The sequence below is a fragment of the Rhizobium sp. A22-96 genome (assembly GCF_053521805.1).
In genome coordinates this window covers 1,318,754-1,338,777 of sequence record NZ_JBNWDQ010000001.1, presented here as the reverse complement: position 1 = coordinate 1,338,777, position 20,024 = coordinate 1,318,754, and the positions used below count along the sequence as shown (strand labels likewise).

Here is a 20,024-nt window from a genome sequence, read left to right as displayed (position 1 = left end):
GGCGTTACCCCTTGACGGCGCCGGCAGCGACACCACGCAGGAACCAGCGGCCGGAGAAGAAATAGATGGCGAGCGGAACGACGGCGGTCAGGATGGTGGCAGCCATGTTCACATTGTAGGCGCGCTCGCCCATGGTGGTGTTGACGATGTTGTTGAGCTGCACCGTCATTGGCAGATTGTCTCGCCCGGCGAAGACCAGGCCGATCAGGAAATCGTTCCAGATGCCGGTGAACTGGAAGATGGAAGCGACGACAACCATCGGCACGGACATGGGCAGCATGATCTCAAAGAAGATTCGCCAGAAGCCGGCGCCATCGACGCGGGCAGCCTTGCAAAGCTCCTCGGGGATGGCGACGAAATAGTTGCGGAACAGCAGCGTTACCAGCGGCAGACCGAAGATGACGTGGACCAGAACGACGCCGGCTACCGAATTATAAAGGCTCAGATTGGCGAGCAGGCGCACCAGCGGATAGAGGAAGATCTGGTAAGGGATGAGGCCGCCGGCCATCAGCAGACCGAACAGAAAGTTTGAACCTCTGGGCCGCCAGAAGGAGAGGGCATAGCCGTTGATCGCACCGATGAAGACGGAAATGACGACAGCCGGCACGGTGATCCTCACCGAATTCCAGAAGCCGATGCGCACGCCCAGGCATTGCGTGCCCATACAGGCTCCTGACCAGGCCGTTTTCCACGCATCGAAGTTGATAATGTCAGGCAGGGCAAAAATGCGGCCCTGGCGGATCTCCTCCATCGACTTCAACGAGGTGACGAGCATCGTGTAGAGCGGCAACAGGAAGAACAGTGCGGCGAGGATAAGGAAGGCATAGAGCCCGATCTGGCCGGCCGACAGCCGCGAAGGCTTGGGGCCGCGAGGGTGAAGAGCTGCCATCAGTGTGCTCCCCTTCTTCTGGCGCGCATGTAAAGCGCATAGCGAAACGGCGCGACGGCCATGACGACCGACAGCACAAGCACGGTGGCGCCGGCGCTGGCGAGGCCGAGGTTCTGGCGCTCGAACAGATTGTCCATGATGAATTTCGCCGGCACCTCGGTCGAATAGCCGGGGCCGCCGCCGGTCTGGGCGACGATGAGGTCATAGGTCTTGATCACGCCCATGGAGAGAAGCATGCCGGAGGCGGCAAGCGCCGGACCGAGTTGTGGCAGGATGATCGACAGATAGATGCGCCAGACCGGAATGCCGTCGATCTGGGCCGCTTTCCATTGTTCTTCACTGATGCCGCGCATGCCGGAAAGCGCGATGACCATGACGAGGCCGGCTCCCTGCCAGATGCCGGCGAAGACGACCGTGTAGATCGCCATATCGCGATTGACGATCCAGTCGAAGACGAAGCTCTGCCAACCGAGCGCTCTGACCGTCGCCTGAATGCCGAAGGTCGGGTTCAGCATCCATTGCCAGATGAGGCCGGTGACCACGAAGGACATGGCATAGGGATAGAGGAAGATGGTGCGAAACACGGCTTCGAAGCGGACCTTGCGGTCAAGCGCTGCCGCCAGCACAAAGCCCAGCGCCAGGCAACCTCCAACGTAGAGAACACCGAAGATCAGCACGTTTTCGAGCGATGCGAGCCATCTCGATGTCCGGAACAGCTTTATATATTGGGCAAAGCCGACATAGTTGGACGACGGAAAGATGGTCGAGTCAGTAAAGGACAGGCGCACCGACCAGACCATGGTGCCGATATAGATGAAGATCGCGGCAATCCAGGTAGGCAGGAGGGCACAGGTCGCGGCAAGGGGACGTCTGCGCTTGGCTTGCATCAGCAAACCCTTTCAAAGGTAGAGAGCAGAGCCGATCTGCGGGGCGTCCCGATGATCGGCTCATTATGAGGCCTATTCGAAGATCGCGAAGAATTTCTCGGCACCCGAGGCGCTGTCCTCGGACGGATTGGTCCAGAACTCGTCGACGAAATCGTTGAGGGCGCCGGCCGCCTGCGGCGAGAGGATCAGAGCCTGATCCGGCACGATCTTGCCTGCGCTCATCAGCTCCAGCCCCTTTTGCGCGCATATGTCGAGCTTCGACTTGTCGACATCGGTACGCATCGGCACCGAGCCTTTCCGCAGCGAAAACTCGACCTGCACGGCCGGATCCATGGCGACTTCGGCGAGCAGGGCCTGGCCCTTCTGGGAGGCCGCACCGGCGATCTTCGGGAAGGAGAAGGAATCGGCGACGTAGACCATACCCGGCGATTGCGGTGCGAGCATGCAGCCATAGTCCTTGCCCAGCGACTTGCCGGCGGCAACGAATTCGCCCTTGGCCCAATCGCCCATGAACTGGACGCCGGCCTTGCCGGTGATGACCATGGCTGTGGCGTCGTTCCAGTTGCGGCCGGCGGCCCCTTCATCGACATAGGCGCGCAGCTTGCCGAGAATATCGAGCGTCTTCTTCACGCCGTCGACGGATGCGTCGCTCTTGTCCTTGTCGACATAGATTTTCAGAAAGCCGTCGATGCCGACCTGGGTCAGCAGGATCATGTTGAAGACCTTGGATTCCTGCCAGGACTGACCGCCCCAGGCCACGGGCTGGAGGCCGGCCACCTTGAGCTTGTCGAGCGCGCCGAAGAACTCATCCCAGTTTTTCGGCTCCTCGGCGATGCCGGCCTTGGCGAAGGCATCCTTGGAATAGAATACCCAGCTTTCGCCATGAGCGTCGCTCGGCGAGAGATAGACCTTGCCGTTATAGGAGATGAGATCGAGGATCGATTTCGGCAGGACATCAGCCCATTTGCCGGCTTTCGCCACATCGTCGATCGGGCTCAAAAGTCCCTGATTGACGAAATCGGTATTGGCAAGGCCGATCACCGCCTGCTTGGCAGCCGGCGGATCGCCCGCGACAAGACGGTTCTGGAAGGCGGCATCGGCCGCTCCGAAACCGGCGATGGAGGAATCCTTCCAGACGCCGCCGCGTTTTTCGAATGCCTGCTTGATGACATCAAGGGCAGCGGCTTCGCTGCCGGAGGTCCAGGAGGTCATCACCTCGGCCTGCGGCTTGTCTTCGGCATGGGCGGGAAGAGAGGCCGCAAAGAGCGCGGCTCCCATTAGTAGAAGTTTCATTTGGTCTTTCATCGTTCCACCTCTTCAAGAAAGCCCTCTTGGCGGGGCCATTCGTTTTCAGATCATTGTATCAGCGATAGATCGGCAGTAGCGCCTGCCGCACGAGTGTCAGCCCGTTTGCAATGTCGACGACCGGATCGGCGGCGGCATCGAGCTCGAGAATGGCCCAGCCTTCATAGCCGCGGTCGCGTAGCAGCCTTGCCCAGCCCGGCCAATCGACGCGGCCAAGGCCGAAGCCGCAGAAATAGGGGCGATGGCGATCGTGGATATGCTCGTCGATAACAGTGTCGGCCGGCATCGGCCCGAGCGCATCCTTCCAATGGGCGATGATGACACGCTCATGGTGACGGTCGACAAGCTGCAGCGGATCGGAGCCGGCAACGATGATGTGGGCCGTGTCCGGGCACATATGCACATAGGCGGGATCGGTCAGCAGCATCAGCAGATCGACATCACGCGCGGCTGCGAAGATCGAGTGTGCCTCGGTGTGGAGGGCCAGCCGCACACCCTTGGTGTAAAGGGTGGCGCCGAGGCGATTGAGGAAATCGGCAATCTTGCGCGCCTGCTCGAAATCGAAAAAGCGGGTCGGCTGTTCGCCGAGCGTCTGGCGAAGCGGCGCGCCGATGACCATGATGTCGCTGCCGCATGCCCTAAGGAATTCCGCGTATTTTTCCGCCTTGTCGATGATGGCGGCCTGCGCCGAGGCTTCGGTGAAATCGCCGGCGGCTTCGAGTTCCGCGAAAAAGCCGCTCGCCAGCGTCAACCCGCGCCTGGAAAGCTCAGCGGCAAAATTCTCGACCGAACCATAGGTATTGGTCGCATCCTGCCAGTTGAAAGGCGAGAAGGTCAGTTCGACGCCGGTGACGCCAGACGCCTGCACGGCATCAAGAATCTTGTCCCAGAAGGCGCGCGGTTCGCTGCGGGAGAGCGCGATAATGCCGTCATAATCCTCAACGCCCCAGAAACCGGGGTGGAAGAAGGTGACGAGGTCGACACCAAAGCGAAGTCGTTCCGTTGAGCTCATGAGACTATCCGTTTCGAGAGTAAGGAAAACCGTCTGCGGAAACAGGTCCCACAGCAGATAATCCATAGTGATTTCAATGCACTGTCTTTTGGCAAACGTTTGCCATGCCTAGATAGTAGACAAGTCGTTTTCATATGCAAGTGATTTTTGGCAAACGTTTGCTATGTGAGCGGGATTACCGTAGCATCCGGCGCAGCAGGCATCGGGGAGGACGCGAAAAAGTGAAAGATAACAAGGATATGCCCCCGGAGGAGCATAGCGGGCCCTTGATGGCGGATGTTGCCCGGCTGGCGGGGGTGGCGATCTCAACGGTCAGTCGTGCACTTGCCAATCCCGGGCGGGTGAATGAGAAGACGCGCGCGAAGATCGACGCCGCCGCCAAGCAATTGGGTTACACGCCCAATGCCATGGCCCGAGGTCTGAGAGTCGGCAAGTCCAACACCGTCATGATCATCCTGCCCGGCTCGCTCTATTATGGCGTCTCCCAGGTCATTCCTCAGGTCTTGCAGAGTATCAACAGGGCTCTGCTCGAGAACGGCTATAATCTGATGATCGCCAATCTCGGCCGAGATGCCGACTCGGAAAGGCATATCCTTGACCTCGCCTTCGGCGGCACCGTTCGCGGCGCTATCATCCTGTCGTCGAAATTGCCTGAGGTCGATGGGCGATCCCTCGCCAATACCGGTTTGCCGATCGTCTCCATGTTGCTCGATATGAGCGCCGCCGGGCTGCCGAGCGTGGTGACCAACGATCGCGAGGCCGTGCGGGAAGCAACCGCCGAGATGATCAGGCTCGGGCACAGGCGTTTTCTTTATATTGCAGGCCCGGAAGACAATTACCATGATGTCGAGCGTTATGCCGGCGCGCTTGAGGCGGTGCGTGAGGCGGGGCTTTCGGAAGAGGCGATCTCCCGGTCAGGCGGCAATCTCGATTACCAGGAGGGTTTCGCGATCGGCACTCAGGCCGCTGCCGATTTCGCACGGCTGGCGGACCGGCCGACGGCGGTGATCGCGACCAGCGATGACATGGCCATTTCATTCAGCAGCCGAATACAGCGCTCGGGCCTGCGGATTCCCGAGGATTTGTCGGTGGTGTCCTTCGACGGTTCGCCGGTCTGCGAATTTTGCTTTCCGCCGCTCTCCACGATCTCGCAGCCCTTCGAAGAGATGGGACAGGTTGCCGTAGCACGCCTGCTCGACATTATCGGGCAGTCGGAAAAGGAGTGGGAGACACCCATCGTCGTGCGCAGCAGATTCATTCTGCGGGAGAGCATGGCTCCTCCCAGCAGCTGAAGAAATCGTTGGTCAGCTTTCAGGCGTGGCCATGCCTTTCACGCCAGGTAAGGTCGGCAAGAGCGGCGTTGATTTAGCGCGCATGCCCCTTTATTTCTCAGGCTGAAAGAGAGGTCTGCCAACTATGGATAATGAAACAAGCCTGCGGAACGAGCGCAAGCGCGGCTCCGGCGTCAAGGTGGTCTATGATATCTTGCGCGACGAGATATTGCACCTGGAACTGCCGCCGGGCAGCCCCATCGACGAGGTGCAGCTTTCCGAGCGTTTCGGCATGTCGCGCACGCCGATCCGCGAAGCGCTGGTGCGGCTCGCCGGCGAGGGGCTGATCGATACGCTGCCCAATCGCTCGACCATGGTGTCACAGATCGACTTCCTGAACATGCATAGCTATTTCGATGCGCTGGTGCTGATGTACCGCGTAACGACGCAGCTCGCGGCGAAGTATCATCGGCCGGAGGATCTCGAGATCGTGCGGGCGCGTCAGGCGGAATTTGCCGAGGCCGTCGAGGCACAGGATGCCCTTGCCATGATTTCCACCAATGCCGCCCTGCATCTCGCCATCGCCGAGGCGGGTCGCAACCCCTATTTCACCGGTCTTTTCGGTCGCCTGCTGAATGAGGGCCGTCGCCTTCTTCGTCTCTACTATCAATCCTACGACGATCGTCTGCCGCGCCGCTTCGTCGATGAGCACGACGAAATGATTGCAGCGATCGCCGCCCGTGACACCGAGCTTGCCGAGCGTCTGGCGCGTGAACATGCCGAACAGATCGTCAGCCAGATCCAGAAATTGCTGGTTCGTGGCGATCGTTTGGACGTCGGTCTCTAATCTTGCATATTTCTTGTCGACAAATTGGATGCAAGGATGTATCTATGCTGCAGCAAGGTAATCCCGGCTGCTGAGGTGGTTGGCGCATTGCCGACCGCAGCCCAGGCCCCAAGAGGATAGACAGATGACATCGAGCATTTTCTCCGGCGTGATCCCAGCGCTGATGACCCCATGCAAGCCCGATCGCAGCCCCGATTTCGAGGCGCTGGTGAAGAAGGCCAGGGAGTTGATCGCCGAGGGCATGTCGGCGGTGGTCTATTGCGGCTCGATGGGCGACTGGCCGCTGTTGACCGACGCGCAGCGCATGGAAGGTGTCGAGCGCCTGGTCAAAGCCGGCATCCCGGTCATCGTCGGCACCGGTGCGGTCAACACGGCATCGGCCGTTGCTCACGCAGCCCATGCCCAGAAGGTCGGCGCCAAAGGACTTATGGTCATCCCCCGCGTTCTGTCGCGTGGCTCGGTCATTGCGGCCCAGAAGGCGCATTTCAAGGCGATCCTGTCGGCAGCACCGGATCTTCCGGCAGTCATCTACAACAGCCCCTATTACGGCTTTGCCACGCGCGCCGACCTGTTCTTCGCGCTTCGGGCCGAGCACGCCAATCTCGTCGGCTTCAAGGAGTTCGGTGGACCGGCGGATATGCGCTATGCGGCGGAAAACATCACCAGCCGCGATGACGACGTATCGCTGATGATCGGCGTCGACACGGCCGTGTTCCACGGCTTCGTCAATTGCGGAGCGACGGGCGCCATCACCGGCATCGGCAATGTGCTTCCCAAGGAAGTCATTCATCTCTGCCATCTGGCGCAGGCTGCCGCAAAGGGCGATGCTGATGCGCGCCAGCGGGCGCTTGAGCTCGAAGCAGCACTCGCCGTGCTGTCATCCTTCGACGAGGGTCCAGATCTGGTGCTCTTCTTTAAGCACATGATGGTGCTGAAGGGCGACGCCGAATATACGCTGCATTTCAACGAGAGCGATGTGCTCTCTGATAGCCAGCGCGGCTATGTCGAGGCGCAGTTCAAGCTGTTCAACAGCTGGTACGCTCAATGGAGCACGCTGCCGGGTGCGGTGGAAAAATACAAAGCCTGAAACGGCGGTCTGTCGGTCACTATCTGCCGATAAAATATGAAGGGTCCCATTCGGGACCCTTTTTCTGTTTCTAACCGGAGGTGCGGCAGCCTGCGGCAATCCTCAAGCCACGGCGTCGAGGCCCAGTTCCAGCAAGCGATCGAGCTGATGGATTTCCTCTGCGGTCAGCGGAATACCGTGTTCTTCCGCCTTGGCTCGAGCGGCAAAGCGGCGCTGCGAGGGAAGGCGCGCACCCTGGCCGGCGATCGCTTCGAAAAGCACCTCTGCGCGGGCCAGCGGATCGCCGGGCCGCCCTGCGGAGAAAGCCTCCGGCGAGAAGGCGACGATGAGTTCGCCGTGGCGCGGAGCAAATGCCGTCGAGCCGAGATAGTCGAGTGCCTCGCGGCTGGTGAAGTCGCCGATCATGATCCCGGCGAGAAGCTCGATCATCGTGCCGATGGCCGAACCCTTGTGGCCGCCGAAAGGCAGCATGGCGCCCGCAAGAGCCGCTTCCGGATCCGTGGTCGGCTGCCCATCGGCATCGATGGCCCAGCCCTCGGGCAGAGTTTTGCCGGCCCGGCGATGCAGCTCAATTTCGCCGCGCGCAGCCACGGAGGTTGCAAAATCGAAGACGTAGGGTGGGTTGTCGCGGCGCGGCCAGCCGAAGGCAAAGGGGTTGGTGCCAAGCAGCGGCGCAGTACCCCCGGCGGGTGCGACCGTCGAATAGCTCGGGCACATGGCGAAAGCGGCAAGGCCTTGGTCCGTCAGCGCCTCGACTTCAGGCCAGAGGGCGGCGAAATGCGTGCAGTCGTTGATGGCGAGAGCGGCGATGCCGAAGCGGCGGGCTCGCTCGGCAAGCACCGGTACGCCGAGTTCGAAGGCGGCATTGGAAAAGCCGCTCTTGGCGTCCACCCGGACGATGGCGGAGTCATCGGCTTGCGCCAGTTCCGGCACGACATCCGGCCGCGCTTTGCCTGCCTTGACTGCGCGCAGTACACCCTCGATGCGGTAGATGCCGTGGGATTTGCAGGCATCGCGTTCGCCGGCGACGATGACCCGCGCGATCGCGCCGGCCTGAACGGCATTGAGCCCGGCCTTCGCAAGAATTGCCTCAACGCGGCCTTGCAGTGCTTCGGGCGTCAGGGTGGTGACATCGCTCATTTGAATTCTCCTCTGTCTTGTTTGCCTGCTTCATGCACCTGAATTTTAAAATACATAAAGTATACAAAAAATCGACATGCTAACAAGCGATCTGCATGGTCGCCGCTCATCCGGTGGAAGACCGCTGGCTGCGACCGCGTGAGCACTATCGCGCCACCGATTCTCGGCTCTGACATCTCACCAGAGAGTGCCGGAGAGTTTGCCTTCCTACCAGTTCAATGGGTGATCTCATACCCCACGGCAAGCCGGTCTTGCAGCTGGGAAATGGCGAATATCAGAGCTGCGTCGCAGCGAACCCTCAAGCTTTTCCCGTGACCTTGAAACCGCAAACCATTGGGAGATATCGCTTTTCGCGACATAAAATTCTTTTTGTATACTACATGTATTTTACGTTTGATTTGCTGCTGCAAAAAGCGTTTAGTGGCCGCGGTCGCAAAAATGGCCGACCACGTTTGGGAGAACAGGTAATAATGAAAAAAACGGTCATCGCATTCGGCCTTCTGGCCGCCGCCTCCGCCATCACGCCGGCCAAGGCCGACAAGCTGGACGACATCATTTCTTCCGGTACGCTGCGCTGCGCAGTGGTGCTCGACTTCCCGCCCATGGGCTCGCGCGACGAGAACAACAATCCGATCGGTTTCGACGTCGACTACTGCAACGATCTCGCCAAGGCGCTCGGCGTTACCGCCGAGATCGTCGAAACGCCATTTCCGGAACGTATCCCGGCACTGATGTCCGGCCGCGTCGATGTCGGCGTTGCCTCGACATCAGATACGCTGGAGCGCGCCAAGACCGTCGGTATGACCATTCCCTATTTCGCCTTCGAAATGGCCGTCACGTCCAACGACAAGTCGGGCATCAAGTCCTTCGAGGACATGAAGGGCAAGACAGTTGGCGCAACCGCCGGCACCTTTGAGGCGATCGCGCTCGAAAAGCAGGTCAAGGAATGGGGCACCGGCGAATTCCGCCCATATCAGACACAGGCCGACGTCTTCCTGGCATTGAGCCAGGGCCAGCTCGACGCGACGGTTTCCACCTCGACCGTTGCCCAGGCCACCGTGAAATCCGGCAAGTTCCCTGGCATCTCCGTCGTCGGCAAGGCGCCGTTCCAGACCGACTATGTCGCGCTCTTCACCAATCGCGAAGAATACGGCCTCATCAATTATCTCAATCTGTTCATCAACCAGCAGGTCCGCACGGGCCGCTATGCCGAGCTCTATGGAAAATGGGTTGGCGGCTCCCTGCCAGCTCTGACCGTGAACGGCGTCTATCGCTAATCGGATCGCTCTCAACGACGGCGTGGCCATGATGGCCGCGCCGTTCGACCTTCCGAAAGGTGGACGTTCATGTTCAGCTACACCTTCCATTGGAACCAGGCCTTCAAGGTATTGCCGCAACTGCTCGATGGCGCGGTCGTTACCCTGCAGATCGCAATCCTGTCGATGGCGATCGGTCTTGCCTGCGCCCTGGCACTTACGCTTTTCAGGCTTTCCGGCAGTCGCGTGCTTGCCGGCATCGCCTCGACCTGGGTGGAGGTTGCGCGCAATACGCCGGCGCTCTTCCAGATCTACATGGCTCATTTCGGGCTCGGCAATTTCGGCATTCATCTCAGCCCCTATACCGCGCTGCTGCTCGGCATCGCCTTCAACAATGCCGGATATCTGGCGGAAAATTTCCGCGGCGCGCTCAAGGCAATCCCCGACACGCAGGCCCGCGCCGGACGGTCGCTGGGGATGACCGCGCTTCAGGCCTACCGGCTGATCGTCTTCCCGCAGATGTTCCGTGTCGCCTTCCTGCCGGTCACCAACCAGATGGTCTGGGCGATCCTGATGACGTCGCTCGGCGTTACCGTCGGCATGAACACTGACCTCGCCGGCGTCACCCAGGAGCTGAATGCGCGCTCGTTCCGCACTTTCGAATTCTTCGCACTCGCCGCGGTGATCTACTACCTGATCGCCAAGGTCGTCACCCTTGCTGCCCGGCTCGCTGCCTGGCGCATGTTCCGCTATTGAGGGAGACGAGAAATGTTCGATACAGCCCTCACCTGGAACGATCTCCTTTTCCTCGCGAAAGGCGCGGGGATGACACTTTTGGTGACTGGCGTGTCCGTCGCGGCGGGCACGATCCTCGGGATCATCTTCGGGGTGATCCGCGTTCAGGCCGGTTCCCTCTGGTCGGCGCCATTGACCTTCCTGCTCGATATATTCCGCTCGGTGCCGCTGCTGATCCAGCTGGTTCTCGGCAATGCGCTGCAATCCATTCTGAAGCTCGGCTGGGCGCCCTTCACTACCTCCTGCGTGGTGCTGTCGCTCTATATGGCGGCCTATTGCACCGAAATCGTGCGTGGCGGCATCGCCGCCGTCCCGCCCAATACCCGCCGCGCCGCGCGTTCGCTCGGCATGAGCTGGGGGCAGGATATGCGCTACATCGTGGCGCCGCTTGCGACGCGCGTTTCACTTCCCTCGTGGATCGGCCTTTCGCTCGGCGTCATGAAGGATTCGGCGCTTGTCCTGTGGTTGGGATTGATCGAGCTGCTGCGCGCTTCGCAGGTTCTCGTCACCCGGCTACATGAGCCGTTGCTGATCCTGACGATCTGCGGCGCGATCTACTTCATCATCAGCTTCCCGGTCGCCCGCCTTGGCGGTTATCTCGAAAAACGGTGGTCCCCCAATGATTGAGATTGAAAATGTCCGCAAATCCTTCGGCCCGCTCGAAGTCCTGAAGGGGATCGACCTCACCGTGGAAAAGGGCGAGGTGGTCACCATTATCGGCGGTTCCGGTTCAGGAAAATCGACGCTTCTGACCTGTATCAACGGTCTGGAGCCCATCGATTCCGGTCGCATCCGCATCAACGGTGCGGAGGTGCATGCAAAGTCGACGGACCTCAACAGACTGCGCCGCAAGGTTGGCATCGTCTTCCAGCAATGGAACGCGTTCCCGCATCTGACCGTGCTGGAAAACGTCATGCTGGCGCCGCGCAAGGTGCTTGGCATCTCTCGGCGGGAAGCCGAGGAGATCGCGGTAAAGCAGCTCACCCATGTCGGTCTTGCCGAGAAGCTTTCGATCTACCCGTCGCGCCTGTCGGGCGGTCAGCAGCAGCGCATGGCGATCGCTCGGGCGCTTGCCATGTCACCGGAATATATGCTGTTTGACGAGGTGACCTCCGCGCTCGACCCCATGCTGGTCGGCGAGGTGCTGGATACGCTGAAGATGCTGGCGGAAGAAGGGATGACGATGATCTGCGTGACGCATGAAATGGCGTTTGCCCGTGATGTCTCGGATCGAGTCGCCTATTTCCATCAGGGCGTGATGGCAGAAATCGGCAAGCCGGAGCAGCTTTTCGGCGCGCCGCAGCACCCCGAAACGCAGAAATTCTTGGCGAGCGTGCGTTGATGACAAGGCCTGATGTTATCGTCATCGGGGCTGGCGTGATCGGGCTTTCCGCCGCCATCGCCGCTCAGGCACGGGGCCTGACCGTCATGGTCGTCGACCGCGAGGGACCGGCGGCGGGCGCCTCCGCCGGCAATGCCGGCGCCTTCGCCTTCACGGATATCCTGCCGCTTGCTTCCCCCGGCATCCTGAAGAAGGCGCCGAAATGGCTCCTCGATCCGCTTGGGCCGCTTTCGGTGCCGCCAGCCTACGCGCTTCAGATCGCGCCCTGGATGTTTCGGTTCTGGCGGGCTTGCCAGCCATCACGCGTGGCCGCTGCGACCGCAGCGCAGACGAGGCTGATGGATCTTTCCAAGGTGGAGCTGGAGCCTTTCCTTGCGGCGACCGACACGCTTTCCATGCTGCGCAAGGAGGGTAACCTTCAGGTTTATGAGAGTGAGGCAGAGTTTCGGGCTTCGCTTCCCGGTTGGGAGGTGCGCCGCAATCACGGCATCGAGTTCCAGCATCTGAAATCCGACGAGATGGCAGCGATCCAGCCTGGGCTCGCATCCCGTTTCATCCTCGGCACCTTCACGCCCGGCTGGTATTCCATCGCGGACCCCAAGCTCTATACGCTGGCACTGGCGCAGCATTTTTGCAGCCGGGGTGGCCCCGTCGAAACCGCGGAGATTTCGGCGCTTCGCCCCGTCTCTGGCGGTGTCGAGGTGGTGGCGATGGATGGGAAGGTGCACGAGGCCGGCAAGGTGGTTTTGGCCGCCGGCGCCTTCTCACACCAGATTGCCCAAACGCTTGGCGAGCGCATCCCGCTCGAAACGGAACGCGGTTACAATACCACGCTTCCGGCCGATGCCTTCGACCTGCGCACGCAGGTAACCTTCGGCGGCCATGGCTTCGTCGTCAGCAAGCTGTCGACGGGTATCCGGGTCGGTGGTGCGGTCGAGCTGGGCGGCCTCACGCTGCCAGCGAATTTCCGTCGGTCCGAGGCGATGCTGCAGAAGGCTCGCAGCTTCCTGACCGGTCTCAAGCCGGAGGGCGGTGTGCAATGGATGGGTTTCCGGCCATCGCTGCCTGACAGCCTGCCCGCCATCGGCCGCGCCGGGGCGACACCGGATGTGCTTTATGCTTTCGGCCATGGCCACCTCGGCTTGACGCAATCAGCCGGCACGGCGCGTCTGGTCGCTGACCTCTTGACCGGACAGACGCCGCCCATCGACCTGGCGTCCTTCTCGCCGCAACGTTTCTGATAGAGATCTGCAAGGCGATGCACATCGCCTTCTGCATCAATGATGATAGTCCTCTTGCGCATGGATCTATGGTGAAATGAACGACACGGCACCTGCTTTCAGCATCATGGGCGGCACGGCAGAGGGCCATGTCGTCGCAACGCAGGAAGCGCTCAGCTTCTGGGGTGGAGTCGATCCCGCGACCGGCCGGGTCATCGATGTCCATCATCCCTTGCATCGAGAATCTCTCACCGGCGCGGTGCTGATGATGCCGTCGAGCCGTGGATCCTGCACCGGCTCCGGCGTGCTGCTCGATCTGGCGCTGACGGGCCGCGCACCCGCCGCTCTGATCTTCTGCGAAGCCGAGGATGTGCTGACGCTCGGAGCACTCGTCGCCGCGGAAATGTTCGGCCGGCAGTTGCCGGTGGTGCGTCTGCGGCCGGATATCTTCGCCGGCCTGTCACAGGCAAAGACCATCCGGATCGAAGCCGCTGCCATCGTGGCCGACGGTAAGACCATTCCTCTTTTGCCGCCCGCCACCTCGGCACTCTCCCTGACGGAAGCGGACCGCTCCATGCTGGAGGGTAGCGAAGGCGTTGCGATTGCCCAGGCCATGCGGATCTTGATTGCCATGGCGGCGCAACAGGGTGCGACATCCCTAATCGACGTGACACAAAGCCATATCGACGGCTGCATCTATGCAAGCCCGGCCAACCTCACCTTCGCCGAGAAGATGGCCGATCTCGGCGGCCGCGTGCGCGTTCCAACAACCATGAACGCCATCTCCGTCGATCGCGCCAACTGGCGGTCGCAGGGCGTGCCGGAGGATTTCGGCGATCCGGCCGCGCGGCTGGCGGATGCCTATGTCCGCATGGGTTGCCGCCCGACATTCACCTGTTCGCCCTACCTGCTTGAAAGCGCGCCGGGTGCCGGCGAGGCGATTGGCTGGGCCGAATCCAATGCCGTCATTTTCGCGAATACCGTGCTTGGCGCACGCACGGCCAAACACCCGGATTTCCTCGACCTCTGCATCGCGCTGACCGGCCGCGCGCCGCTCTCCGGTGTCTATCTGGATGAGAACCGCAAGGCGACGCGCATCCTCGATGTGGAATTGCCCGAGCGCCGCGACGATGCCTTTTGGCCGCTGATCGGCTATCTCGCAGGCAAGGCTTCTCCGGATCGCATCCCTATGCTGCGCGGTCTTGCCGCCGGAAATCCGTCGCGGGATGATATGAAGGCGCTGTGTGCCGCCTTCGGCACGACGTCCGCCGCACCCATGCTGCATGTCGAAGGCGTCACCCCGGAGGCTGGCGATGCCGAGCATCCGGCTGCCGATCGCCACACGATTACACGCGCCGACATGGCCGCCGCCTGGAAGATGTTGAACGAGGGACCGGAGCAGGTCGAGCTCGTCGCCATCGGCAGCCCGCACGCTTCGCTCGCCGAATGTCGTGCGCTCGCCGATGCCTTTGCCGGCCGCCACCGTCTGTCTGGAGTGATGGTCATCGTTACCGCGGGACGTGATGTCATCGCCAAGGCACAGGAAGAGGGGACACTGGCGCGGCTGCGAGACAGCGGTGTGCAGGTTCTGCCCGATCTTTGCTGGTGCTCGATTTCAGAGCCTGTCTTTCCGCCCGGGACGCGGGCAGTCATGACCAATTCGGGCAAGTACGCCCATTACGGGCCTGGGCTTAGCGGCCGCGCGGTGCGTTTCGGCAGCCTTGCCGATTGCGTGGAGGCAGCCTTGACCGGTCGTGTTCCAGTAGGCGTGCCTGACTGGATTTGACGTTAGGCTGATTGGGCGGAAGGCACTTTAATGAATGCCTTCCGCCATGAAGAGCGGCCGTTCGGCTAGAGGTCCATCGGCCAGGTATCGGAGAGGCGATAGCCGGCGGGGAAGGGGTCATCCGGATCGACCATCAGCTGATGCGTGCCGATGATCCAGGCGCGGCCTGAGATGATCGGGCTGATCGCCGATTTGCCGTTGAGATCGACGGCGCTGTCGATGCTGCAATGGAATTCCGTGTCGATGAGCGAGGTTCCGACGAACCGGTCGCCGATTTTCATCTGACCTCGGGCGTGGAGAACGGCCATCCGCGCCGAGCATCCGGTCCCCGTCGGCGAGCGGTCGATCTTGCCAGGGCGAATGGCAACGGCATTCTTCCCCCAGAGGACGCCATCCTTCATGTGGACGGGGTCGGTGATCTGGCAGAAGGAGATGTGGTTCCAGTCGTTGACGGGATGGCGGAAGCCGAGTTGCTCATTGGCCGCTTCGGTGATTTTCACGCCGAGGCGGGCTATGTCGCGCGCCTGATCGGGCTGCAGGCTGAGGCCCAGTGACGCCGCATCCACCAGCACGAAACTATCGCCGCCATAGGCGGTATCCGCCGTGATTGTGCCGATGCCCTCGATTTCCAGCTTCGCATCGAGCTTATCGGCAAAGGACGGGACATTGCGGACGTGAATGCGCTCGGCCTTGCCGTTGCGGCATTCGGCCTTCACCTCAATGAGGCCGCCTGGCGCCTCGAGCACCATGCGGGTGATCGGCTCCTGCATCGGGATGATGCCGGTGTCGAGCAGAACGGTGGAAACGCAGATCGAATTCGATCCGGACATGGGCGGCGTGTCGGCAGGCTCCATGATGATCCAGGCCATCTGCGCCCTGGGATCTTTTGGGGGAACCAGCAGGTTTACATGGCGGAAGACGCCGCCGCGTGGCTCGTTAAGAACGAAATTCCGCAAAGTCTCGTCTTGCGCGATCCAGCGTGACTGCTCCCAGACGGTGGTGCCAGGGGGAGGAGCCACCCCGCCGACGATGACATCGCCGACCTCTCCCTCCGCATGGCAGCTCACGACATGGATGACTTTCGATGTGCGCATTGAAATATCCCTCCGATCGCCAATATCGTATACGTTATTCGATAATTTCAGATAACGTATACGATATTGGCGATGCGTCAAGCCTTGTCCTAGAGCCGAGAGCGCATTGAATCCGCGAGCCGAAGCGACCGGAATGCGCCCTTGCGTCGCAGAACCAGATCACGATATTGAGGGATGGTTGCGACTTCAAAAACTCCGCTCACCTTGCGTGCGATCCAAGGAATAATGCCTGAATGCCCCTTAATGTCGATGACATACCCAATCTGGGAAAGGCGCCGAGCACTTCCGACCTGATCCTGAAATTCATCCGGGATTCGATTGCAGACGGTTCCCTCGATGAGGGAGAGCCCATTCGGCAAGACGACGTTGCCCGTCTCTTCAATGTCAGCAAGATCCCGGTTCGCGAGGCCCTCAAAAGGCTCGAGGCGGAGGGACTGGTGGAGTTTCACCGCAACAGAGGTGCTGTCGTCACCAGCGTATCCGAACCGGAAATCGTCCAGATTTTCGAGGTGCGGGCCATCCTGGAATCGAATGCGTTGAGGCTTTCAGTTCCCTTCATGACGGAAAAGACCTTCGAGAAGGCACAGGCCTACTGTGACGCATTTGCCGGGGAGACCGACGTAGCACGCTGGTCGGAATTGAACTGGCAATTCCACAGTTGCCTCTATGAGGATGCCGAGAGACCCTATCTCGTCAGCACCATACGGTCCGTCAATGATCGGCTTGAGCGCTACCTGCGGGTACAGCTCACGCTGTCGCACGGCAAGGAAACGGCTGATCGCGAGCATCGCGAATTGCTGGCGATCTGCAGGACAGGCGATGTGGAAAAAGCCGCCGCCTTCTTGACGGATCATATCATGGGTGCGTGCCAGTCCTTGCAGCATCACCTTCCCGGACGGCGAGCCTAGCGGCTGGCTTTTATCCGCAGCAAGCGGATGCGGTCATGATTGCCGCATGCCCATATATCGCTCCAGGTCTACATATTGGTGATATATTTCGGATCGAGCGATCCGCTCAACAGATGACGAAGCGCTACCAGATTCCCGCGAAGACGGCCGCGACGGTCGATGTAGGGCGGTGGTTTGATCGAGCCGACGATGTTCGAGGCGACGTTGCCGCCCATAAGCCTCAGCGCCCATTTCAACGATACGGTACGCTTTCTGACAAGATAGAGCGGGTTGGCGATCTGAGAGTAACCGAAGCGCAAGCCTGAGGTGCGGCCGACTTTGGCGCCGAGATGGACGCCGCGCAGCCGATTGAACCTGACGATCGTACCATATGCAAGCAACCGTCGGCAAAGATCGACATCCTCCTGCCAGGCATAGAGCGGCAGCTCCTCATCGAAATAGACACGATGGGTGAGGATAGGCTGCAGACGGAAAGTCATGTTGCAGCCGTAGGCATTGTGCGTGGCCTCGATGACAGGGGCGGGATCAGGGTCCGCATCTCCCTTGAGGATCCGGTCAGCCTCCTCAACCGTCAGGCCCGGCCCGCCGATGCCGTCGTAAATGACGTGTCCGGTCGCGACGACGATGTTTTCGTCGGCTTCCAGCAACGCTTCGGTTTCCGCGAGATAATTGGTGGCGGGAAAGAAGTCATCATCGAAAAAAGTAAGCATATCCATGCCGGCGGCGGCATGAATGATCGCGTTACGCTGCGGGCAGCTCCCCTTGGGGGATGATATGATGCTCACCGGAAACGGCGCTGAGCGCAGGCGTTCCATATCGATATCGTCATCGGTCGCGGGGCTGAGGAACAGATGGTCCGGCTTGCGCGTCTGCGCAGCCAGCCTGTCGATCATACAGGCCAATATCGCTTTGCGACCGGACGTCGCCACACCCACGGCAATCTTCATAATGCTTCCCGCCCATACCAACCCCGATATACAGAAGCATCAACGCGTTAATTCTTGGTTGTGCCGATGGTTGTGAGCATGAACCGCATGGGATGTGCCCATTGCAATGGATGTCGATTTGATCTGAAATAGCGTTGGGAGGAGGGCCCAATGACCAACAGCCATCAGATACTCTATCGCGAACGCCTGCGATCCGCCGCGGAGGCCGTCGCTCTTATCCCGTCGGGCGCGAAAGTCGCCATGCCCATAGCGGCGGGTCAACCGCCGGCCATCCTTGCGGCGCTTGCCGAACGGGCAAGGGCCGGGGCCGTCGACAATGTACGGCTTCACTACCTTCTTTGCACCGGCGTGGCGGGCACCAGCGTCTTTGATTTCGACCTGCGCCACCAGATCATCCCCGTCAGCTACTTCCACGGAGGGGTGGAGCGTGCGCTTGACAAGAGGCGTTCGGCCGAGGCTCTGCCTCCTGTCGATTTGGTCCCCTGCCACTTCAGCCAGGTGCCGCGCTCGCTGGTCGAGCATGTCGGCGTCGACACGTTGATTGCAACGGTCGCGCCGATGGATGCGGATGGCAATTTCAGCCTTGGCGCCAGCACCGACTATGCGTTGACGGTATCGCGCAAGCCGGGAATTCGGTTGATCCTCGAAGTCAACGCCCGGATGCCCTATGTGCGCGGCGATTGCATGATCCCTGTCTCGAGCGTGGCGGCGTTGGTCGAAAACGATGTCGGCCTGCCAATCCTGGCTCCGGCGCCGCCGAACCAGGTGGACGATGCCATCGGTGCGATCGTCGCGGGTCTGGTGGAAGATGGCGATTGCCTGCAAATGGGCATCGGCGCCTTGCCGGATGCTGTGTGCGCGCGGCTCTCGAAACATCGCCATCTCGGCATCCATACGGAAATGATGACGGCGGGTCTTGCCAATCTGGTCAAGGCGGGCGTGGTCGACAACAGCCGCAAGCAGACGCATGTCGGCCGCTCCATCTTTACCTTTGCGCTGGGGGATCAGCCGCTCTACGACTTCCTGCACGACAACCCGGATGTCGAAGCCCATCCGGTCGACTATGTGAACAATCCCTTCGTCATCGCCCGCAATGACCGTGCGGTGTCGGTCAACGCCACCATGCAGGTTGACCTGAACGGCGCCTGCAACTCGGAATTCGTCAACGGAAGACAGTTCAGTGCCTCCGGCGGGCAGGTGGATTTCGTGCGCGGCGCTTATGCCTCACGCGGCGGGCGATCGATCATCGCCTGCCATTCGACGGCGGCAAAGGGGACGATCTCACGCATTGTTCCAGCGCTGACGGGACCGGTGACCACCTCGCGCAACGACACACATATTATCGTGACGGAATATGGCTGGGCGAACCTCAAGGGCAAATCCGTGGCTGATCGGGCAAAGGCACTGATCGGGCTGGCTCACCCGGATTTTCGCGAGGAGCTGGACAGGGCCGCGCATGCGGCGGGACTTCGTTCGTTGAGCTGACGTCGCATTTTACATATCGACACGGCCAGGGAGCGGTCTGTACCCTGGCCGTTCCGATCGAGATCGTTCGTCTCAAGCGACGAGCTTCTCGCCCTTCAGATGGCGTTCCAGGAATGGCAGGCTATCCTGCCCCCAGTAAAGCTCGCCCTCGTAGCGGAATGTCGGAAAGCCGAAGACGCCAGCCGTCTTGGCGACTTCGTAATTCGATTTCCAGATGGCTTGAACATCGGCCTGTTGCACCCTCTTTTCGAGGGCTGCTCCGTCGAAGCCGGCAGCGTCCGCGATCGCCCTGCGAACCGCGGCATCGCCGATATTTTCTGCGCCAACCCAAAATGCCTCCTGCAGGGCCTTCGTCAGTGCGAACCAATCCTGTCCTTCCAGCTGCGCAGCAAGGACGAGCAGTGCGGCAGGCGTCGGGTCGGATAGGCCGGCGCGGTCATCGAAGTTCAGCGTTTTTCCCCGCAAGGCTGCCCAGCGCTTCAGATCCTTGTACCAATAGGCCCGCCGCGCTTCCGGCCGGTTCTTGGACGAGATGGCGCCGTTTTCCTCGACCAGGGGGATGATGAAGGGCCGGATTTCCGCTGAGTATTGTGCTGCCAGTGCACCGAAGGGTTCAAGCCCGATAAAGGCCCAGGGAGAGCCGATGCCGAAGAAGTAGTCGATCGTCTTTGTCATTTTCCATTTCCGTTTTGAATTTGATGAGGTCTCGCGACCCCGTCGGGCAATGTCAGTGCATCTCAGTCTTTTGGTTCT

General features: G+C 60.8%; 19 protein-coding genes. 11 read left to right on the top strand and 8 right to left on the bottom strand.

Annotated elements, in window-relative coordinates:
* Positions 1-4: 4 nt before the first annotated feature.
* From ACQZ6F_RS05975 to ACQZ6F_RS05960, 4 genes are all read right to left on the bottom strand, one after another.
* The gene (locus ACQZ6F_RS05975; RefSeq protein ID WP_449093046.1) at positions 5-889 is read right to left on the bottom strand and encodes a carbohydrate ABC transporter permease; all 885 of its coding nucleotides are present in this window, start codon (positions 887-889) and stop codon (positions 5-7) included.
* Entirely contained in the window at positions 889-1,776 is an 888-nt protein-coding gene (locus ACQZ6F_RS05970) for a carbohydrate ABC transporter permease (protein ID WP_449093045.1), read from the bottom strand. The genes ACQZ6F_RS05975 and ACQZ6F_RS05970 overlap by 1 nt, the downstream gene beginning before the upstream one ends.
* Positions 1,777-1,848: 72 nt before the next feature.
* The gene (locus ACQZ6F_RS05965; protein ID WP_449093044.1) at positions 1,849-3,081 is read right to left on the bottom strand and encodes an ABC transporter substrate-binding protein; all 1,233 of its coding nucleotides are present in this window, start codon (positions 3,079-3,081) and stop codon (positions 1,849-1,851) included.
* Between the two features lie 58 nt (positions 3,082-3,139).
* The gene (locus ACQZ6F_RS05960; protein WP_449093043.1) at positions 3,140-4,093 is read right to left on the bottom strand and encodes a sugar phosphate isomerase/epimerase family protein; all 954 of its coding nucleotides are present in this window, start codon (positions 4,091-4,093) and stop codon (positions 3,140-3,142) included.
* A 221-nt stretch (positions 4,094-4,314) separates the two neighbouring features.
* Here ACQZ6F_RS05960 and ACQZ6F_RS05955 point away from each other — a divergent pair, with 221 nt between their 5' ends.
* The 3 genes from ACQZ6F_RS05955 to ACQZ6F_RS05945 all read left to right on the top strand — a co-directional run bounded on the left by ACQZ6F_RS05955 (position 4,315) and on the right by ACQZ6F_RS05945 (position 7,298).
* Positions 4,315-5,385 (top strand): LacI family DNA-binding transcriptional regulator, encoded by a 1,071-nt coding sequence (locus ACQZ6F_RS05955; RefSeq protein ID WP_449093042.1) that lies wholly within the window; start codon positions 4,315-4,317, stop codon positions 5,383-5,385.
* Positions 5,386-5,509: 124 nt separating this feature from the next.
* Positions 5,510-6,211, top strand: a complete 702-nt coding sequence (locus ACQZ6F_RS05950; protein ID WP_449093041.1) for a GntR family transcriptional regulator — start codon at positions 5,510-5,512, stop codon at positions 6,209-6,211.
* Positions 6,212-6,335: 124 nt separating this feature from the next.
* A complete protein-coding gene (locus ACQZ6F_RS05945; RefSeq protein WP_449093040.1) occupies positions 6,336-7,298 on the top strand; it encodes a dihydrodipicolinate synthase family protein in 963 nt (320 codons plus the stop codon).
* A gap of 102 nt (positions 7,299-7,400) precedes the next feature.
* Here the strand turns inward: ACQZ6F_RS05945 and ACQZ6F_RS05940 are convergent, their stop codons facing one another.
* Positions 7,401-8,438: an Ldh family oxidoreductase gene (locus ACQZ6F_RS05940; protein WP_449093039.1), complete on the bottom strand. Its 1,038-nt coding sequence runs from the start codon at positions 8,436-8,438 to the stop codon at positions 7,401-7,403.
* Positions 8,439-8,908: 470 nt separating this feature from the next.
* Between ACQZ6F_RS05940 and ACQZ6F_RS05935 the strand changes: the two genes are divergently transcribed.
* The 6 genes from ACQZ6F_RS05935 to lhpI all read left to right on the top strand — a co-directional run bounded on the left by ACQZ6F_RS05935 (position 8,909) and on the right by lhpI (position 14,837).
* Positions 8,909-9,715 carry an ABC transporter substrate-binding protein gene (locus ACQZ6F_RS05935; RefSeq protein WP_449093038.1) on the top strand — a complete coding sequence of 269 codons (807 nt, stop codon included), beginning with the start codon at positions 8,909-8,911 and terminating at the stop codon, positions 9,713-9,715.
* A gap of 69 nt (positions 9,716-9,784) precedes the next feature.
* Positions 9,785-10,450 carry an amino acid ABC transporter permease gene (locus ACQZ6F_RS05930; RefSeq protein WP_077471510.1) on the top strand — a complete coding sequence of 222 codons (666 nt, stop codon included), beginning with the start codon at positions 9,785-9,787 and terminating at the stop codon, positions 10,448-10,450.
* A gap of 12 nt (positions 10,451-10,462) precedes the next feature.
* Positions 10,463-11,116 (top strand): amino acid ABC transporter permease, encoded by a 654-nt coding sequence (locus ACQZ6F_RS05925; protein ID WP_077471509.1) that lies wholly within the window; start codon positions 10,463-10,465, stop codon positions 11,114-11,116.
* A complete protein-coding gene (locus ACQZ6F_RS05920) occupies positions 11,109-11,831 on the top strand; it encodes an amino acid ABC transporter ATP-binding protein (protein WP_449093037.1) in 723 nt (240 codons plus the stop codon). Before ACQZ6F_RS05925 ends, ACQZ6F_RS05920 begins: the two co-directional genes overlap by 8 nt.
* Complete coding sequence (locus tag ACQZ6F_RS05915) at positions 11,831-13,072, top strand: NAD(P)/FAD-dependent oxidoreductase (protein WP_449093036.1); 1,242 nt, start codon at positions 11,831-11,833, stop codon at positions 13,070-13,072. The genes ACQZ6F_RS05920 and ACQZ6F_RS05915 overlap by 1 nt, the downstream gene beginning before the upstream one ends.
* Positions 13,073-13,148: 76 nt before the next feature.
* Positions 13,149-14,837 carry a cis-3-hydroxy-L-proline dehydratase gene (gene lhpI, locus ACQZ6F_RS05910; RefSeq protein WP_449093035.1) on the top strand — a complete coding sequence of 563 codons (1,689 nt, stop codon included), beginning with the start codon at positions 13,149-13,151 and terminating at the stop codon, positions 14,835-14,837.
* 65 nt (positions 14,838-14,902) lie between these two features.
* Here lhpI and ACQZ6F_RS05905 read toward each other — a convergent pair whose 3' ends face one another.
* Positions 14,903-15,931 carry a trans-3-hydroxy-L-proline dehydratase gene (locus ACQZ6F_RS05905; protein ID WP_449093034.1) on the bottom strand — a complete coding sequence of 343 codons (1,029 nt, stop codon included), beginning with the start codon at positions 15,929-15,931 and terminating at the stop codon, positions 14,903-14,905.
* Between the two features lie 233 nt (positions 15,932-16,164).
* Here ACQZ6F_RS05905 and ACQZ6F_RS05900 point away from each other — a divergent pair, with 233 nt between their 5' ends.
* Positions 16,165-16,839 carry a GntR family transcriptional regulator gene (locus tag ACQZ6F_RS05900; RefSeq protein ID WP_449093033.1) on the top strand — a complete coding sequence of 225 codons (675 nt, stop codon included), beginning with the start codon at positions 16,165-16,167 and terminating at the stop codon, positions 16,837-16,839.
* Between the two features lie 68 nt (positions 16,840-16,907).
* Here the strand turns inward: ACQZ6F_RS05900 and ACQZ6F_RS05895 are convergent, their stop codons facing one another.
* A complete protein-coding gene (locus ACQZ6F_RS05895) occupies positions 16,908-17,786 on the bottom strand; it encodes a glycosyltransferase family 2 protein (RefSeq protein WP_449093032.1) in 879 nt (292 codons plus the stop codon).
* Positions 17,787-17,936: 150 nt separating this feature from the next.
* Between ACQZ6F_RS05895 and ACQZ6F_RS05890 the strand changes: the two genes are divergently transcribed.
* Positions 17,937-19,271, top strand: coding sequence for an acetyl-CoA hydrolase/transferase family protein (locus ACQZ6F_RS05890; protein ID WP_449093031.1), 1,335 nt, complete (start codon positions 17,937-17,939; stop codon positions 19,269-19,271).
* Between the two features lie 72 nt (positions 19,272-19,343).
* On the opposite strand, the gene ACQZ6F_RS05885 is transcribed toward ACQZ6F_RS05890, so the two are convergent.
* Complete coding sequence (locus tag ACQZ6F_RS05885) at positions 19,344-19,946, bottom strand: DsbA family protein (RefSeq protein WP_449093030.1); 603 nt, start codon at positions 19,944-19,946, stop codon at positions 19,344-19,346.
* Between the last annotated feature and the right edge of the window lie 78 nt (positions 19,947-20,024).

Excerpts from the sequence above, each read along its gene's own strand:
- ACQZ6F_RS05975 (WP_449093046.1), bottom strand. The coding sequence starts at position 889 with ATGGCAGCTCTTCACCCTCGCGGCCCCAAGCCTTCGCGGCTGTCGGCC.
- ACQZ6F_RS05970 (WP_449093045.1), bottom strand. The coding sequence starts at position 1,776 with ATGCAAGCCAAGCGCAGACGTCCCCTTGCCGCGACCTGTGCCCTCCTG.
- ACQZ6F_RS05965 (WP_449093044.1), bottom strand. The coding sequence starts at position 3,081 with ATGAAAGACCAAATGAAACTTCTACTAATGGGAGCCGCGCTCTTTGCG.
- ACQZ6F_RS05960 (WP_449093043.1), bottom strand. The coding sequence starts at position 4,093 with ATGAGCTCAACGGAACGACTTCGCTTTGGTGTCGACCTCGTCACCTTC.
- ACQZ6F_RS05950 (WP_449093041.1), top strand. The coding sequence starts at position 5,510 with ATGGATAATGAAACAAGCCTGCGGAACGAGCGCAAGCGCGGCTCCGGC.
- ACQZ6F_RS05945 (WP_449093040.1), top strand. The coding sequence starts at position 6,336 with ATGACATCGAGCATTTTCTCCGGCGTGATCCCAGCGCTGATGACCCCA.
- ACQZ6F_RS05940 (WP_449093039.1), bottom strand. The coding sequence starts at position 8,438 with ATGAGCGATGTCACCACCCTGACGCCCGAAGCACTGCAAGGCCGCGTT.
- ACQZ6F_RS05935 (WP_449093038.1), top strand. The coding sequence starts at position 8,909 with ATGAAAAAAACGGTCATCGCATTCGGCCTTCTGGCCGCCGCCTCCGCC.
- ACQZ6F_RS05930 (WP_077471510.1), top strand. The coding sequence starts at position 9,785 with ATGTTCAGCTACACCTTCCATTGGAACCAGGCCTTCAAGGTATTGCCG.
- ACQZ6F_RS05925 (WP_077471509.1), top strand. The coding sequence starts at position 10,463 with ATGTTCGATACAGCCCTCACCTGGAACGATCTCCTTTTCCTCGCGAAA.
- ACQZ6F_RS05920 (WP_449093037.1), top strand. The coding sequence starts at position 11,109 with ATGATTGAGATTGAAAATGTCCGCAAATCCTTCGGCCCGCTCGAAGTC.
- ACQZ6F_RS05915 (WP_449093036.1), top strand. The coding sequence starts at position 11,831 with ATGACAAGGCCTGATGTTATCGTCATCGGGGCTGGCGTGATCGGGCTT.
- lhpI (WP_449093035.1), top strand. The coding sequence starts at position 13,149 with ATGAACGACACGGCACCTGCTTTCAGCATCATGGGCGGCACGGCAGAG.
- ACQZ6F_RS05905 (WP_449093034.1), bottom strand. The coding sequence starts at position 15,931 with ATGCGCACATCGAAAGTCATCCATGTCGTGAGCTGCCATGCGGAGGGA.
- ACQZ6F_RS05900 (WP_449093033.1), top strand. The coding sequence starts at position 16,165 with ATGCCCCTTAATGTCGATGACATACCCAATCTGGGAAAGGCGCCGAGC.
- ACQZ6F_RS05895 (WP_449093032.1), bottom strand. The coding sequence starts at position 17,786 with ATGAAGATTGCCGTGGGTGTGGCGACGTCCGGTCGCAAAGCGATATTG.
- ACQZ6F_RS05890 (WP_449093031.1), top strand. The coding sequence starts at position 17,937 with ATGACCAACAGCCATCAGATACTCTATCGCGAACGCCTGCGATCCGCC.
- ACQZ6F_RS05885 (WP_449093030.1), bottom strand. The coding sequence starts at position 19,946 with ATGACAAAGACGATCGACTACTTCTTCGGCATCGGCTCTCCCTGGGCC.